We start from the raw sequence: 16981 nt of genomic DNA, 5'->3' as shown, positions 1-16981 counted from the left end.
TCACACAAGTTTAAATTAATAATAATATCTAAGTTTCACTTTTTACTCATCCTTATATTCATCATCCGGACTCACATTTATATCTCCGCCATTTGTCCATACGCCACTTTCAATAGTAGGCTTAATATCAGACAAACTATTAATTGTCAAGTAAACAGTATAGGCTTTTCCAGGACTAAAGACACCATTATCATTGGTGTTTTTCAACTCTACATCCACTTCTGTATATAGTGGTCCTTCCAGTCCTTTTTCTGTGCTCAAACTAATTTTAGCCCAATAAGAATCGCCAGGTGCCACCAATAAGCTCGCACCACTGTCACGGTCGTTATTTTCATCTTTGCCAAGCACATAATGATAATACTTTTTATCATTATCGGTTACATCTTCATATGCCGGACAATCAGCAACGAAACACCATCCATTATTGCCAATGAAGTCACCATTTTTCTTTTTTAATTCAAAGTATTTAGAATCCTGATTTTCAAAGGTAAAACCTCTTCTAGGCTTTGTCGGGTCATTTGTTTCTGGATCATTTACTGCCACCGTAAAACGTCCTTTGTATTTAGAATTCAACTCGACCTTTTTCACTTTCAGCGTCGGGTCCAATGAAGGTATGTCGCTTCCACTCTGATTTGAACTACTCCCTGGCTTACAAACGACAAAACGGAGAAGCACCAAATGATGCTCGAACTGAAATACCGGATTTAATCCGTGATTGGCAGAATATGCACTAAATGCACGTCCCAAAATCTTATCCCGATATGGATTGCCTTCATATTTATCTTTCTGACTGTCAACGCTTGCCATGGAAGACATGAAGTCTCTGCGACCGTCTAATTCAACATCATAATAGATATGATCCTTCTCACGGTGACATTCACCACTCCAATCATCCAAATAATAGGCAAAGAAATTATAAGGCCAATCGGTATGCTGCATGTTATAATAAATATCCTGAGAATTTTCATCCGGGTAGAAAAGCATTAAATTAGAATCTTCCTTCTTTACTCCCACTTCCTTTCCATGATTGGAAGTCTGAACATTCGCTCCCGCTATCCGGTATCCATCCAACAAACAAAAATCCTCGTTCGTCTCACTCCAGGGTTTGGATAAGTCTGTCTGCGGATCCTTATTAAAAGCATATACGTAGAATCGTACCTTGTTCCAAAAATCCGCATCATTGCCATTGTTCACCTCTCCGCTTCCGCGTGTCAGTATCTCAAAGTCGGACATACCCAAACTTAACACAATAGGAACGGGTTGCTCTAAAGGAGCATCATCATCTGTCGGCAATTCTCCAACATATGTATCCCTAGAACAATTAAACAACAGCATCGAACAAAACCCGATTAATAAGCATCGTTTAATCTTCATATATGTTATCTGTTCTTTTTTCATCATTCCATTATATTTCTACATGAATATCACCGACAACTTCCCATCCACATACACCATCACTACCCATTTCCGGATTCAGACCAACGATACGGAAAGGTGTTTCAATCTTCAGCATGGCCTGATCTTTTGATTTCTTCCGCTCATTCACCTGCCCGGTTTCTACTGTAATCTCTTGTTCCTTAATTTGTCTGGACAGGTTGGATTTTGCATGGATTGCGCGAGTGTCCGTACCGGTCTTCGCATAAATGACTATACAGCAAATGCCCGGTCCCGCAATTGTATAACTATCCGTATTACCAACTAATCCGAACACTTCCAAAGAAGCCTTACAAGAAAGGGTTACGGTCGTTTTTCCACCTTCAGTGGATTCAGAAAGTTCCGGATCAGTCACTTCCACAATAGTTCTCTTTAATTCTGCAATATTTAAAAGGCCTGTAGACAAGGATACTTCAGGAGCAACACCGGCCATCTCCACATAAATATTCCGAATATCTTCTTTAGTCAACTGATTTCCTTTTTCATCTGCAACTAATTGAATAGTGAAATGAATGTCGATATGCTGAGTCAGAGAAACAAAATCGAAAGGTTGCGTATAGTTCTTCCCTGCATCCAGTTCCAAATATTCACGGCGAGCAACTAATAGCTTCCGGCCTGCATCCCGCACATAACCAATACCGGGATTCAAGTCCGCCCACTTCCAGTTGTTTACCAGTTCTTTACTAACGTCTTTCTGCTCTACTATCTGATGACGCATCTTGACTTGTTTCACGGGAATAGCCTCATCAGCTTTAAATTCATTCAGATTGATCAGCTCGACTCTCTTATCCAGCATCTCATCTTCTATGTCCTCGCCATTCTCATCCTTCAAAACATTGCCTTTATCATCTTTTCGTTTCACTTTTACTTTCGGATATTCCGGATCAGTAAAAGCCATCATAAAGTACTCTCCTCCAGGAAGTTTAATATCAGGCTGATATTCACCCTCAAGAGCAGTCAGTTCATCAGGATCCCCTGTACCACTATTCTCACGATTATCGGAATTACCCCCGGAAGTTTCAGAATTATCACTATCTGGAGTACTTCCCGGTTCTTCCTCCTCATTCTTTTCTACCCAGAATTGTCCGTCTTTGTTCGTTTGATAAACCATGTGCCTCGTATTCAAAATACGGGTAGCCACGAAATATAATTTTTCAGGTGCATCGGCAGCAGATAATCCCACCGCATCCCAGTTATAGGTAACAGTAAAGCCTTCCACCACATGTGGATGCATACTTTCATCACACAGATCTACTTTCGTACAACCGACCAGTAATAACGACGTAAATATGATTTTATATATAGTAGTTGTTTTCATCATTCACCTCCCCCATTCGTGATTTCCAGTCCATCCTCCTTGTTTCCCGCAGGTTGTGGATCCACAGCCTGCGGATCAGACGATTCTGATTCCGTAGACTGTTTCTCCTGAACAGGTTGCTGTTCATCTGGGGATTGTTCCTTTATCTCAGGTGCTTCTACACCTTCCGCTTTATCTTTTTTCTTTTCTTTCGAACGCTTCTTTTCTTGCTTGGAAGCATTCTCTAAAGAATCTTTCATTAGTTTAGCTTGTTCTTTATCAAATTTTCGAATTTGTTCTAAAGAATCCTTCATCATTTTGTCCTGCCGCTTAAGTGAATCTTTTATTTGGGATAAAGAATCTTTTGCTAAATTCAAAGAATCTTTCTGGAACTTCTTCTGTTCTCTAATCTTTGTTCTGGCCTCACTAATCGAATCACGCCTCAATTGCTTTTGTCGCTTGGCTTCCGAACGAGCATTAATTTTATCATAATCGATCAGTTTATATTTATTCTTAACAGAAGTTGAGAAACGATAGACAAACGCCACACGCAAGTCACTAACAACCGGGAATGGTACCAAGTGGTTTCCTTTACTCTTTTCGGGTAAGCGGGGATAGCAATTACTCTCCTCATCATGTCGATAGGCATCATACTTAGTATAGGCAAGCCCTATGCTAGCTCCCAATTCCAAATCCACAAAATTTTCACGATAACCATATAAAGGAATGCTAAAACCACCTGAAACTCCTAAACCATAGGCCGTCCCCTGCATACCACGCTTGCCAAACTTAAAGTTATAACTAGCAACATCGGTATACACCCCCCAATAGTAGGCACGCCAATAACGGGGATGAAAACGTTTTATCGTAAACACCTCTTCTTTTAAACGTTGGAAGAAACTAGCAGAATCCAGATGATGGAAGTTGCGTTGTGTTGTACGGAAATACTTGCGGAATTCCGCACGAACGTCGAATAAATTGTAAACAATACTAGGTTTATAATTTTGAGAGGTATTCCAGTTACCTTTTACACCAAGACTTAAAGTGTAATGTTTATAAGGAGAACCGAACAGATCAAATTCAGCAGTAACATTAGGTAACAAAACAAACCAGTCGACGGCATTCGTTTTAAATGCCAATCGAGACTTAAAAGGCATTATCGAATCCTTGTTCTCTACTGCCTTTTTACGCATAGTTGGAGATTGAGCATAACACTCCACTCCCGAAAAAGAGAATAACGAAAATAGAATACAACACAGTAGTTTTATTCCACAATATTCCCCATTCCTTTTGCACTTGTCTATAAACAATATTTGCTTTCCTTGTACAAGGAAAGCACTATGTTCGCCCTCATTTCCCATAATCCGCGTTTGCGCCCTTATTTTTGTTCATTTGTCCGCATTGTTCCCTAATACAATGCTAATCAGATGCAAAGGTATGTCAAATGTTGCTATATAACAAATAAAAGCGAATCATTTTTTAAAATAAAATTAAAATCTACACCCCAAACACACCCAATATAGCACCTTTTTTCCTTAAAAAGTGCAAGTAAATGAGTTGCAATAATTTAATACAACAAATAGTAAATTGAAACTTTTCCTAAAGATAGAAGAATAATAACAAAATGAGATTACAGCCTATCACCACTCCAAATCCTCCCAAAATCCAGGGACGAAGCTTACTTCCTTTTCCTGCAAAAAACAGCGCATAAAGCATGTTTACCAGTATATTACTGATAATAGCCTGCATACTACAAGCAGTAATAATCAACACGGCAACACTACCTGTATTCTGTAATAGGTTTAATATAAAAGGAGTGATATCACTAAAACCGGATACAAAAGAAAGAAGATTTAATCCGCCTGTACCGGCATAAACTAATGTATAGTGTGTCAGAATAGTAAAGATAACAAAAAGGACGGCAAAGATTAATGCCACTTTAAACTCTAGCGGGTTGCTGCTATCATCATCGTCGTCTGTAGCAGGCTGACCTTTCGGGCGTTTTTGCCTGGAATGAATAAACCATCCCACAACAGCAGCTACTACCGACATAATCAACAGATACGGATAAATAGTAAGAAAGATTGCTCTGCTAAAGATAAGTATCAATATCATAAAACGCAGGAACATCATACTAATAGCCAATAACATGGCAGCAACGTATTCCGTAGCTTCCTCCGCCGAAGCTTTCCGACTCTTACGGGCAAGTACAGAGATGGTGGCCGTACTGCTGTACAATCCTCCAATAATACCTGATACTAAAGTACCGGATTCTTGGAATACATACCGCTTCAACAGATATGAAAGATAAGAAATACCGGATACCACAACTGTTGCCAGCCAGATAGAATAAGGAGTCAGATTTATATCGGGAATCAGATTCTTATTCGGAAGCATAGGTAATATAATACCACTGATAGCAAGGAACTTCGCCAACGTAATCATTTCGTCGTTTTTCATTCGTTGAGCAAATTCGGTAAAAGTGTGTTTGAGTTCAGTCAATAGAAGCACTGTTACTATTACCATAACGTAGAACCAGGAAGGTTGGGTGGCTACGATAGGAGCCATACAATAAGTAATCAAGGCAATAATAATAGTAGTAACACCAAATACATGGAATTGGGATTGCTTCACGTAATAGTTCAATCCCAGCAGTAAACCCAGCACTGCACCACCACCCATAAACAAACGCATGTCCGTAGGGTCCAGTATATAGAGCAGATATCCTAATATACCTATAAAAGTAAAAGTACGGTCGGTTCCGAAAAGAGTAGTTTCCCCCTCACGTTTCAAGCTAATCCGACGCTGTGAGAGTCCGATTAATAAAGAAAACAAGGTCACCAGAATAAAAGTAACCAATTCACGTGGCACATAATTGTACAACTGTTCCATATCCATATATTGCTCTTTTTAGATAAAAACAAATATACGGTTTATTTGTTAACGCTCACCACGTTTTATACGGTTTTTTCATTAGTTGGGAATTGTAGTAGCGTATATCTCCTGTGACCTCTTCACCAATAAAGTCAGGTTTCACAAAAGCTTCATCCTCCGACTCAAGCTCTACCTCCGCTACAACAAGCCCCTCGTTCTCACCATAAAACTCGTCGACTTCGAATATATGTTCGCCACTACGTACCAGATAACGGGTCTTATCAATGATACCCGGTTCGCAAAGCTTCATCAACTCTTCCGCTTCAGACAAAGGAAGTTCTTTCTCCCACTCATAGCGACTGGTGCCGGAAGCATTGGAAGCGCCCTTAATAGTCAGATACCCTTTATCATCTCGAATACGAACCCGGACAGTTCTCCCGCGAGCACTGCTGATATACCCTTGTACGATACGGCTTTGCGCAAATACAAAAGGCTTAAATTCTCCGGAAACTAAAAATTTACGTTCTATTTCTTGTGCCATGACACAAAAGTAACCATAAAAATCAAAATCTCGTCATAAACTCAACTACGATTTTATCCTGTTCCGATTCTTTAGGTATGCCGGACTTCTTATAGAAATACTTCTCAAAGTTCAACCGCAGGTCGGCAATAAAAGCTTTAGAAAGACTTAAAGTGATTCCGCCTGTCACACGATGGCGGGCATAATCATTGATTATTAAAGCCTTAGTCGTTTCATCCATCTTGCCGTCACTATGGTCCGTCATCATGTCATAGCGGGCAAGGAAGGAAATCTTATTGAATACCTTCTTCAACGGTAAATCGTAATTAATGAAACTATTCACTGCATGTACATCCTTAAAAGCTTCGTGTCTATACATCTTATATAAGTATTCCGCTTCAATATGAAAACGATTGTTCTGATAATAGATACCGGCATCATACATATTAATCCGTACATTTTCCGGTTTTATCATTTGGGTGCTGAGTGTTACATTCCAGTTCTTATTAGGCAATAGTTGTGCTTTCACCGAATAATTGAGCGTCTTATGCCATTCCTTCTGATTGGTCAGACCAGAACCGTTGAATAATCCACCTTCAAGAATAAATGGGAAACCACCTTTATTTGTATAGGCAGTTGTAAAACCGACATCACGTACATTCCCTACCTGTTTGGCAATGAACGAACGGTTGGCGAAATATTGCTGATGAGGAGAACGATGGGCATCTATCGTGAAAGGAACACGCATCTGTCCAATCGTAAAATTCAGGTCTTTCACTGGAAAGACACGTACATATGCATCGAGCATCTTGATAGAACCTTCGTCAGAAAGGTCAATTTCGGCTTTATAAGCTACCCAAGGATGTACATTTCCCGAAACGCTGAAACGCGCATTACGTACTTCAAAACGACTTTCCTGCGTTTCCGTCTGGAATTCATATTTCCCTCGGATCGTACCATGAATTTCGGGCAGATAATCTTTAAATTCCATTGTTTCCTTATCCAATTTCTTGTCATCCCCGGCATCTTCTTTGGCCTGTCCAAAGGCCGCTGTCGCTAACAGAAGTGTAAAGACTGTTGTTGTTGTGATTCTACTCATTTCAGTTGTTTGCTACTTAATTCGTGGCAAAAGTACAACCGCGAGGATACACAAAAATGACAATTTGAATACGGATGAATTACAGAAAAGTTACATTCTCATTACAAGGGTTACGGAAGCATTACAAAATAAAATTCACCACAGATTATATGACTTACCTGAGTGTTCAACAACTGAGACGCAATCGTTTCAGTTTCTCTGTATAATCTCTATAATCTGTAGTGAATCAATCAGCCGAAAAAGGAATATGCGATCAGCATAATCAGTGCCAAAATAATTAATGAGACGAATACTATTTTGACAACTCTCTGGGCTTTCTCTTCTTCCTTCTTACTTATTGCTGTTTTTTTCTTACTCTTACCCATAATAGTTAGCTTTAAAGTTCAACGCTAACAAAGTAAGAACAATTCTTTTAACTTTCCAAAAATAACACTCGCTAATTTTGCTTTTTATGATTCCTGTGAAGAGAATTCCATCAGATAAGCTTTGATGAAGTCTTCTATTTTACCGTCCATCACTCCGTTTACATCCGAAGTCTGATAATTGGTACGATGGTCTTTCACACGGCGGTCATCAAACACATAGCTTCGTATCTGCGAGCCCCATTCGATTTTCTTCTTACCGGCTTCCACCTTTGCCTGTTCAGCCATGCGGTGCTGCAACTCCTTATCATATAAGATAGAGCGTAATTGCCGCATTGCATTCTCACGGTTCTTCGGCTGGTCACGGGTTTCGGTATTTTCGATCAGGATTTCTTCTTCCTCGCCTGTATAAGGGTCTTTGTACTGATAACGCAGACGGACACCGGATTCCACCTTGTTCACATTCTGTCCACCAGCACCACCACTTCGGAAAGTATCCCATGAGATATTAGCAGGCAAAATATTCACTTCAATACTGTCGTCCACCAACGGAGTGACAAATACGGAAGCAAAAGAAGTCATACGCTTCCCCTGTGCATTGTATGGAGAAACACGCACCAAACGATGTACACCGTTTTCCCCTTTCAGGTAACCGTAAGCAAAATCTCCTTCGATATTGATCGTACAGGTTTTAATTCCGGCTTCGTCACCTTCCTGAAGGTTGGCAATGGTAGCCTTATAGCCGTTTGTCTCGGCATAACGCAGATACATACGCATCAGCATGGAAGCCCAGTCCTGACTTTCCGTACCACCGGCACCGGAGTTGATTTTCAACACGCAAGCCATCTGGTCGGCTTCATCACGAAGCATATTTTTGAGTTCGAGTGCTTCCACAGCTTCGTAAGCTTTCGCATAAGCCGCGTCCACATCTTCCTCAGTCACCAATTCTTCCTTATAGAAATCAAATGACAGTTCGAGTTCATCTGCCAGCGTCTTGATTTCATTATAGCCGTCAATCCACTTTTGCAGGTCTTTCACCAGTTTCATTTGAGCTTCAGCCCTCTTCTGGTCGTCCCAAAATCCCGGAGCTTGTGTTCTTAATTGTTCTTCTTCGACTTGAATTTTCTTCCCGTCGACGTCAAAGATACCTCCTCAGCGCATCAGTGCGCTCTTTCACGTCTTTAAGTTGTTCAATAGTAATCATTTGATTTAGAATTTTATTATTTACAAATTTCTGATATCGGGCACAAAGATAAGCAAAAATCTGCTACCTTTGTTTCTGATACTAAAATGTTATCACATTATGAACAAACGACTAAAACTTTCATGCTTCTCACTTCTCCTCGCATTAGTGATCGGCAGTTGTAGCGCACCAGAGAAGTACAGCTACGAGACAGTACCCAATGACCCGCTAAAAGCCCGCATTTACACACTGGACAACGGACTAAAAGTTTACCTTACCGTAAACAAGGAAACTCCACGCATTCAAACATTTATCGCCGTACGGGTGGGAGGGAAGAATGATCCGGCAGAGACGACCGGGCTTGCTCATTACTTCGAGCATCTGATGTTCAAAGGAACAGACAAATTCGGCACACAAGACTACGCGACCGAGAAGCCACTGCTGGATGCCATCGAGCAACAATTCGAAATTTACCGCAAGACTACGGACGAAGCAGAGCGCAAGGCTATCTACCACACCATCGACAGCCTTTCTTACGAAGCATCCAAGTATGCTATCCCCAATGAATACGACAAACTGATGGCAGCCATCGGTTCTACCGGAAGCAATGCCTATACATGGTACGATCAGACTGTTTATCAGGAAGATATTCCTTCCAACCAAATAGAGAACTGGGCAAAGATTCAGTCCGACCGCTTTGAGAACAATGTTATCCGTGGTTTCCATACGGAACTGGAAGCTGTATATGAAGAGAAAAACATGTCACTCACCCGTGACAACAGCAAAGTGCAGGAAGCCATCTTCTCCTCTCTTTTCCCAAAACATCCTTATGGAACGCAAACGGTACTGGGTACGCAAGAGAACCTGAAGAATCCTTCCATCACCAATATCAAGAACTATTACAAGCAATGGTATGTACCCAATAATATGGCCATCTGTATGTCCGGCGACTTAGACCCGGAGAAAACAATCGCCCTGATCGACAAATATTTTGGTCAACAGCAACCGAATCCCGAACTTCCAAAACTCAATCTGCCGAAAGAAGAGCCTATCAGCCAACCGGTTGTGAAGGATGTATTAGGTCCCGATGCTGAAAGCATTGCACTGGCATGGAGATTCCCCGGTGCATCCGATAAGGATTTTGAAACGTTGCAAGTAGTTTCGCAAGTATTATATAATGGTACAGCAGGACTTATCGACCTGAATTTGAACCAACAACAAAAGGTATTGAACAGCTACAGTTATCCGATGGGATTGGCAGATTATTCGGTATTGTTATTAGGCGGACTTCCCAAGCAAGGTCAGACGTTGGATGAAGTGAAAGACCTTCTGCTGAAAGAAATCAATAAACTCCGCACCGGAGACTTTGACGACAAGATGCTGGAAGCCAATATCAACAACTTCAAACTCGCAGAATTGCAAAGCATGGAAAGCAATGAAGGACGTGCCGATATGTTTGTCAGTTCATTTATCAACGGAACAGATTGGAAAGATGAAGTGAGCGCCATCGACCGTATGTCCAAACTGACTAAAGAGGATATAGTAGCCTTTGCCAACAAATATCTCAAAGAAGACAATTACGCCGCCATCTACAAGAAACAGGGAAAAGACCCGGACGAAAAGAAGATGACGAAACCGGAGATTACTCCTATCATATCCAACCGGGATGTAGCGAGTCCCTTCCTTGTAGAAGTACAAGAGAATGCCGTGCAGCCCATTGAGCCCGTATTCCTCGATTTTAAGAAAGACCTGAACCAGTTGACCGCAAAGTCGGATATCCCTGTTCTTTACAAACAGAATGTCGCCAACGACCTTTTCCAACTGATCTACGTCTTCGACATGGGCAATAACCACGACAAAACTTTAGGCACTGCTTTCGACTATCTCGAATACCTCGGAACTTCCGACATGACACCGGAAGAATTGAAAAGTGAGTTCTATCGCCTGGCTTGTACTTTCTACGTAACCCCGGGTAGTGAACGCACTTACGTTGTGCTTTCCGGTCTGAATGAGAATATGCCTGCTGCCATGCAACTGTTCGAAAAGTTATTGGCAGACGCACAAGTCAACCAGGAAGCTTATATCAATATGACAGGTGACATACTGAAAGCTCGTGCAGATGCAAAACTTAACCAGGGAAAAAACTTCTCCCGCCTTGTAAGTTACGCCATGTATGGCCCCGACTCTCCTACTACCAACCTGCTGACAGAAACTGAACTGACCAACATGAATCCGCAAGAATTAGTAGACCGGATTCACAATCAGAACAGTTATAAGCATCGTATTTTATATTACGGACCTAGCAGTAGCAAAGACCTGTTGGCTACCATCAATCAATATCATCAGGTTCCGGAAACACTGAAAGATATTCCTGCCGGAAACGAATATCCTTATCTCGAAACTCCAGCTACTAAAATACTGGTAGCTCCCTATGACGCCAAACAGATATATATGGCGCAAATCTCCAACCTTGATAAGAAATACGACCCGGCCATCGAACCTGTCCGCGAATTATACAACGAATATTTCGGTGGTGGAATGAACTCCATTGTTTTTCAGGAAATGCGTGAAACACGTGGATTGGCATATTCAGCTTGGGCAGGCATGATGCCGCCAAGCTATCTGAAATACCCGTACGTACTACGTACTCAAATTGCAACCCAGAATGACAAGATGATTGATGCTGTCAATACTTTCAACGACATCATCAACAATATGCCGGAATCTGAAGCTGCCTTCAAACTTGCAAAAGACGGATTAATCAACCGGATGCGTACCGACCGCACCATCAAAAGTGATATTATCTGGAGTTATATCGACGCACAAGATTTGGGACAAAGTGTAGACCCTCGTATCAAGCTTTACAATGATGTGCAAAACATGACATTGAAAGACATCGCCGATTTCCAAAAGCAATGGGTGAAAGGACGTACCTACATTTATTGTATCCTGGGAGATAAGAAAGACCTGGAATTGGATAAACTGAAGACAGTAGGTCCGATTGAAGAACTGACACAGAAACAAATCTTCGGTTATTAAAAAAAAAGAAACAACTAATCCATAAACGACAAATGGTGAACAAGCTGCATTATTTCGCATCCTTGTTCACCGTTTATCATTTATGACTTATCGCTTTACGCGTTTTCTTCGTACATCTTTTCAATTATATCCTTATAATTTTCAGAAACAACCGAGCGCTTCAGTTTCAATGTATTAGTCAACTCTCCACGTTCCATACTGAACGGTTCGGGAAGCAAAGTAAAACGTTTGATTTGCTCATAATGCGCAAACTGCTGTTGCAAAGTTTCTATCCGTGCACGGAACAAGCCGACAATTTTGGGATGTTGCAACAGTTCTGCCATATCTTTATATGCGATGCCTTTCTCCTTTGCGTACTCTTTTACATATCCATATACAGGAACAATCAGAGCAGAGACAAACTTACGCTGATCGGCAATAATGGCAATCTGATCTATATAACGGTCGATAACCAACTTCGTTTCCAAAGCCTGCGGAGCAATATACTTACCGTTCGACGTTTTGAACAAGTCCTTGATACGTTCCGTCAAGAAAAGCTGGCCATTCTTGAAATACCCCGCGTCACCAGTGTGGAACCATCCATCGGGTTCAATGGCGGCAGCCGTAGCTTCCGCTTTCTTATAATACCCTTTCGTGATAGTTTTACCCCGGAGCAGAATCTCATTGTCTTCGCCAATCTTCACTTCAATTCCCGGCAATACAACACCTACCGAACCAATATCATAACCAACCGGCAACGTACAAGATACAGTAGCCGTAGACTCTGTCAGTCCATAGCCAACCACCATATTAATACCTACCGAATGAACAAATTCATTGATTTCATCGGGCACGGCAGCACCGGCAGTCGGGAAAAAGTTACCGTTCTCAATACCGATAGTCTTCTTCAGTAAAGAATAGATAGTCTTTTCGTAGAACTTATATTTCAGTTGATTCATCACCGGCGGAGTCTTACCTTGGCGCATATAATCCAAGTTATGAATTCTACCTACCCGGATGGCATCGAGCATCAACGCTTTCTTCACGCCTGTCGTTTCATTTATTTTCTCCTGTACACCGGCATATACCTTTTCCCAAAAACGGGGAACACTACACATCAATGTTGGACGAATCTCCTTAATCGTTGTCTGAATATCCGCCGGGCGAAGATTAATGCAAATCTGCACTCCCTTATGGATACAGAGATAACACCATGCTTTCTCGAACACATGAGTCAAGGGAAGGAAGTTCATAGATACATCCTTATCAGACATCGTAGTCAGGCGATCATCATGCGTATGGAATTGTTCCAGGTAGCAGGAATGATGAAGCATTACTCCTTTCGGCTCACCTGTTGTCCCGGATGTATAGAGGATATTCGCCAAATCATCATAAGAAGCACGGTCCGTGCGTTCTTCGACCACATCATTCTGCAGAAGCCCTTCTCCCATCGCCATAAACTCATCAAAATAGATAGACGATACATCACGAGGATCTTTCACCACCGAACGGTCAAAGATAATCAACTGTTGCAAAGAAGAACAAAAACCAAAGATACTGAATGCAGAATCATACTGATATTGTTCACCTACAAAAAGATAACGTATTTGTGCATCGTTAATGATATATTGCGCTTGCGCGGGAGAGCTCGTAGCATAGAACGGAATGGTAACGGCACGATTGGCGAATGCGCCAAAGTCCACATAAAACCATTCGGGTTTATTCTGCGAAAAGATTCCGATATTCTCTTGTTCTCCCACTCCTAATGCAACAAATGCATTGGCAGCCTGTCTCACAGTTCCGGAGAATTGATTCCAAGTAATCGGAATCCATTGTGCTGTCTCATAGTCGCGGTATCTCAAAGCTACCTTGTCGCCGTACTTTTCAGCCTGACGATGGACTAAGACAGATAAATGATGATAAGCCATACTCTTTGTATTAGTAAATTTGGCACAAAGGTATTAGTTTTATTTGAAACTATTGTTCAAAACGACTATCTTTGTACAAATATTATGGTAATAGATAAAAGATTTGCACTATGAAATATGATATTCAAGATATGGCAACCGAGGCTGTAAGCCTACTTAAATCATTGATTAGTATCCCTTCAATCAGCCGGGAAGAAACCCAGGCTGCCGACTTTCTGCAGAACTATATCGAAATGGCAGGTATGCAGACCGGACGCAAGGGAAATAATGTATGGTGTCTTAGTCCGATGTTTGATCTGAAAAAGCCAACTATTCTGCTTAACTCCCACATAGACACGGTAAAGCCGGTGAACGGCTGGAGAAAAGATCCGTTTACTCCACGTGAAGAGAATGGGAAATTGTATGGTTTGGGAAGTAATGATGCCGGTGCCAGCGTCGTTTCTTTATTACAGGTGTTCCTGCAACTATGTCGCACTTCGCAGAAGTATAATCTGATTTATCTTGCTTCCTGCGAAGAAGAAGTTTCAGGTAAAGACGGAATTGAAAGCGTACTGCCGGGACTTCCACCTATTTCATTTGCCATCGTAGGCGAACCGACGGAGATGCAACCTGCCGTTGCCGAAAAAGGGCTGATGGTATTGGACGTTACCGCAACAGGCAAGGCTGGACATGCAGCACGTAATGAAGGAGACAATGCTATCTATAAAGTATTGAATGATATAACCTGGTTCCGCGATTATCACTTTGAGAAAGAATCACCATTATTAGGCCCGGTGAAAATGAGTGTTACTGTAATCAATGCAGGCACCCAGCATAATGTTGTTCCCGACAAATGTACTTTCGTCGTTGATATCCGCAGTAATGAACTTTATTCGAATGAGGATTTATTTGCTGAAATCAAGAAACATATTTCTTGTGAAGCCAAAGCACGTTCATTCCGCCTCAATTCCTCACGGATAGACGAGAAGCATCCGTTTGTGCAGAAAGCGATAAAGATGGGACGTGTTCCTTTCGGTTCCCCTACCCTGTCCGATCAGGCATTAATGTCCTTTCCATCGGTTAAAATAGGGCCGGGACGTTCTTCACGTTCACATACGGCAGAAGAATATATTATGTTGAAGGAGATGGAAGAAGCTGTCGGGCTATATTTAGAATTATTGGATGGGCTTCTGATTTAACAGAAGCCCGTATTCTCACTCAAAAATTAAGTTTACTAATATACTATATACATTATCTCCCAATATTATATCCATATTTCATCTATAATTTAAGGATAAATAAACTTCTGTTGACTGTCACTATCCACATAGAACGGAAGTTCTTCTTTTCCTCCCGTTAAATTCCTGAGCCACAAGAGCGAACCGGACGGAATTCTGACTGTAATATAATTAGCCTCAGCCTGCTGATTCAGGATTTTCTTCCATTCGCCATTGTTCCAGCAGAACAATTCATATTGATTGCCTGCTATGATGCCGTTGTCGGCATTCAGTGGCATCATCCGCACTTTTGTGACAAATTGAGGTTTCTCCAACATAAAATAGATAGTGGGATAGGGTTCTGGAGATGTCTGCGGATTACCGTCGTATTCGGCCTTCCACTTAATACGTTCCAAAGGTTCATCCATTAATCGAACTTCAAATTTATCCTCTGATAAAGTATCCTCAGGCGAAAATAACGGTAAAGAAGAGGCAGGCATGATATTTTTATATCCATATCGGATATCAGTTATAAATTCCAGTTCGGACAGGGCAGCATGCGGATATTCATCTGTTGTCTTTATCTGATAATATTGATAAGGTCCTTTATTCATGTCAAGCTTAATATCCTGGAAATAAGGTTGTAGCGTATCCGCGATTATCCCAACCGTATCACAGGAGTGAAAGCCCGGTTCATTACTTGCTATAATCACTGTTCCAATCAATTTTATCGCCTTATCTACCAACTTTTGCTTTATAGGAAATTTACGGAGCAATGTCACGCTATCCGTCCTTTCTTCTATATGGTTCTTCTCTATTTCCCCCTCTTTGTTCAGATAGAAAGAATCTCCAAAAGAGAATGATTTGCCAAATGGCGAGTAATAGACAGGGAAATAATATCTGTCCGGAATTACAGATGGGAAAGTGACATTCTGTTTCGCACGGTTGATTTTCCCCCAAGTTACGGGAATGATGCCGGACGACGTCTCACTATTAAAAGTGGCAAGATATGCCAGTTTATTACTTCCGGCTTCCTGATAAGGCAAAGTCAAAGAGATGGTTTCTAACAAATGCGCAGTAACATCTTTCAAAAAAGGAGAATCAAAAAGTCCAGGAATATATTCTCCTTCCTTCTCTAAGAAAAAAGGCGCATCTTTTTGTTCTGAAAACATAAAGCGATAGATGTTCAACACGTCTTTCGTGTCAAAAGAACCATTATCGCTGGTTGGAATTGACGATTCCGGGTTAAATGCCAACCAATTTCTGTTCTTATCCAGCACTACCCCATGATAATGTCTTCCTTGAAACTGCTTATAACAAGCATTAAACTCCACAGCAGCAGGAATGCCACATGCTCTTAACATAGATATGCCATAACTTGCAATAGGAATACAGTCACGCGGACCATGAAATAATAGCTCCTGATAACCGATTTCTTCTTCATAAGGATAAGATGGAAAAAGCTCCCGCATGCTCTCTATTACAAAATTATACCTTTGAATGACTTCATGAACAGAATCCCTATCAATATCCGCCACATATTTATTCATGAATGCATGGTAAGTATCCGAGAAATCAACCAACGGAAAATCCGGCACACTTCTATAAGGAAGAACATACTCGTAAAAGTCTTCTATAGGAAGACTGCGTAAACTTGCTATTTGTTCCCTCAAATCAAACATCTTGTCTATATGGCTTATCAGTTTCTTTGCTGTTATCCAGTTATAATCATAGCCTTCTTTCCAATATACTCTAGCTGGTTGTTCAGCCACTCTAACGCCATAGCACTCCCTGAATCTTGTTGAAATATCCTTTATCTTCTTCAAGGTATTCTCATGATACAAACTATCGGCAAAAGTGGAAACAGAGTTAAAAAACACAGAGTCGGCATCTATCACAAGTGAATCCAACAATGGATGTTGCTTATCATTTCTTATAGAATAAAACGAATGGTGATATCGCATATTTGATATTAAAAACTTCGCAGCTTTTAATTTTTGCGAGTCATACTTATAATGATTCAAAACAGTTTCCAATTCAGTCCTATTCGACCCGGAGATAGACAAGACG

At 41.1% G+C, this 16981-nt stretch carries 11 protein-coding genes; 2 read left to right on the top strand and 9 right to left on the bottom strand.

Annotated features, from left to right (window positions below; genetic code table 11):
- Positions 1–42 precede the first annotated feature (42 nt).
- From HC965_RS15985 to prfB, 7 genes are all read right to left on the bottom strand, one after another.
- Entirely contained in the window at positions 43–1401 is a 1359-nt protein-coding gene (locus HC965_RS15985) for a hypothetical protein (RefSeq protein ID WP_223854917.1), read from the bottom strand.
- A gap of 4 nt (positions 1402–1405) precedes the next feature.
- The gene (locus HC965_RS15980) at positions 1406–2755 is read right to left on the bottom strand and encodes a hypothetical protein (RefSeq protein WP_223854916.1); all 1350 of its coding nucleotides are present in this window, start codon (positions 2753–2755) and stop codon (positions 1406–1408) included.
- The gene (locus HC965_RS15975; RefSeq protein WP_223854915.1) at positions 2752–3924 is read right to left on the bottom strand and encodes a DUF3575 domain-containing protein; all 1173 of its coding nucleotides are present in this window, start codon (positions 3922–3924) and stop codon (positions 2752–2754) included. The genes HC965_RS15980 and HC965_RS15975 overlap by 4 nt, the downstream gene beginning before the upstream one ends.
- A gap of 406 nt (positions 3925–4330) precedes the next feature.
- Positions 4331–5623 (bottom strand): DUF4010 domain-containing protein, encoded by a 1293-nt coding sequence (locus HC965_RS15970; protein WP_191032666.1) that lies wholly within the window; start codon positions 5621–5623, stop codon positions 4331–4333.
- A gap of 55 nt (positions 5624–5678) precedes the next feature.
- Positions 5679–6146: a CYTH domain-containing protein gene (locus HC965_RS15965; RefSeq protein WP_191032390.1), complete on the bottom strand. Its 468-nt coding sequence runs from the start codon at positions 6144–6146 to the stop codon at positions 5679–5681.
- Positions 6147–6168: 22 nt separating this feature from the next.
- The gene (locus tag HC965_RS15960; RefSeq protein WP_191032389.1) at positions 6169–7224 is read right to left on the bottom strand and encodes a porin; all 1056 of its coding nucleotides are present in this window, start codon (positions 7222–7224) and stop codon (positions 6169–6171) included.
- Positions 7225–7673: 449 nt separating this feature from the next.
- Positions 7674–8790, bottom strand: a protein-coding gene (gene prfB / locus HC965_RS15955; protein WP_167961437.1) for a peptide chain release factor 2 whose coding sequence is annotated in 2 segments (ribosomal slippage) — positions 7674–8726 and positions 8728–8790 — 1116 coding nt in all. Because the reading frame shifts where the segments join, the coding sequence is not laid out codon by codon here.
- A 99-nt stretch (positions 8791–8889) separates the two neighbouring features.
- Here prfB and HC965_RS15950 point away from each other — a divergent pair.
- Entirely contained in the window at positions 8890–11808 is a 2919-nt protein-coding gene (locus HC965_RS15950; protein WP_191032388.1) for a pitrilysin family protein, read from the top strand.
- Between the two features lie 95 nt (positions 11809–11903).
- Here the strand turns inward: HC965_RS15950 and HC965_RS15945 are convergent, their stop codons facing one another.
- The gene (locus tag HC965_RS15945) at positions 11904–13715 is read right to left on the bottom strand and encodes a long-chain fatty acid--CoA ligase (protein ID WP_191032387.1); all 1812 of its coding nucleotides are present in this window, start codon (positions 13713–13715) and stop codon (positions 11904–11906) included.
- 110 nt (positions 13716–13825) lie between these two features.
- On the opposite strand from HC965_RS15945, the gene HC965_RS15940 reads away from it, so the two are divergent.
- Positions 13826–14893 carry a M20 family metallo-hydrolase gene (locus HC965_RS15940; RefSeq protein ID WP_191032386.1) on the top strand — a complete coding sequence of 356 codons (1068 nt, stop codon included), beginning with the start codon at positions 13826–13828 and terminating at the stop codon, positions 14891–14893.
- Between the two features lie 89 nt (positions 14894–14982).
- Here HC965_RS15940 and HC965_RS15935 read toward each other — a convergent pair whose 3' ends face one another.
- Positions 14983–16824 (bottom strand): transglutaminase-like domain-containing protein, encoded by a 1842-nt coding sequence (locus HC965_RS15935; protein WP_223854914.1) that lies wholly within the window; start codon positions 16822–16824, stop codon positions 14983–14985.
- Positions 16825–16981 lie beyond the last annotated feature (157 nt).

This window comes from Bacteroides sp. GM023, from assembly GCF_014750685.1.
In the GTDB taxonomy this organism is placed as follows: domain Bacteria; phylum Bacteroidota; class Bacteroidia; order Bacteroidales; family Bacteroidaceae; genus Bacteroides.
This window is presented reverse-complemented; position numbering and strand designations above follow the sequence as displayed.

Excerpts from the sequence above, each read along its gene's own strand:
- HC965_RS15985 (WP_223854917.1), bottom strand. The coding sequence starts at position 1,401 with ATGATGAAAAAAGAACAGATAACATATATGAAGATTAAACGATGCTTA.
- HC965_RS15980 (WP_223854916.1), bottom strand. The coding sequence starts at position 2,755 with ATGATGAAAACAACTACTATATATAAAATCATATTTACGTCGTTATTA.
- HC965_RS15975 (WP_223854915.1), bottom strand. The coding sequence starts at position 3,924 with ATGCGTAAAAAGGCAGTAGAGAACAAGGATTCGATAATGCCTTTTAAG.
- HC965_RS15970 (WP_191032666.1), bottom strand. The coding sequence starts at position 5,623 with ATGGAACAGTTGTACAATTATGTGCCACGTGAATTGGTTACTTTTATT.
- HC965_RS15965 (WP_191032390.1), bottom strand. The coding sequence starts at position 6,146 with ATGGCACAAGAAATAGAACGTAAATTTTTAGTTTCCGGAGAATTTAAG.
- HC965_RS15960 (WP_191032389.1), bottom strand. The coding sequence starts at position 7,224 with ATGAGTAGAATCACAACAACAACAGTCTTTACACTTCTGTTAGCGACA.
- HC965_RS15950 (WP_191032388.1), top strand. The coding sequence starts at position 8,890 with ATGAACAAACGACTAAAACTTTCATGCTTCTCACTTCTCCTCGCATTA.
- HC965_RS15945 (WP_191032387.1), bottom strand. The coding sequence starts at position 13,715 with ATGGCTTATCATCATTTATCTGTCTTAGTCCATCGTCAGGCTGAAAAG.
- HC965_RS15940 (WP_191032386.1), top strand. The coding sequence starts at position 13,826 with ATGAAATATGATATTCAAGATATGGCAACCGAGGCTGTAAGCCTACTT.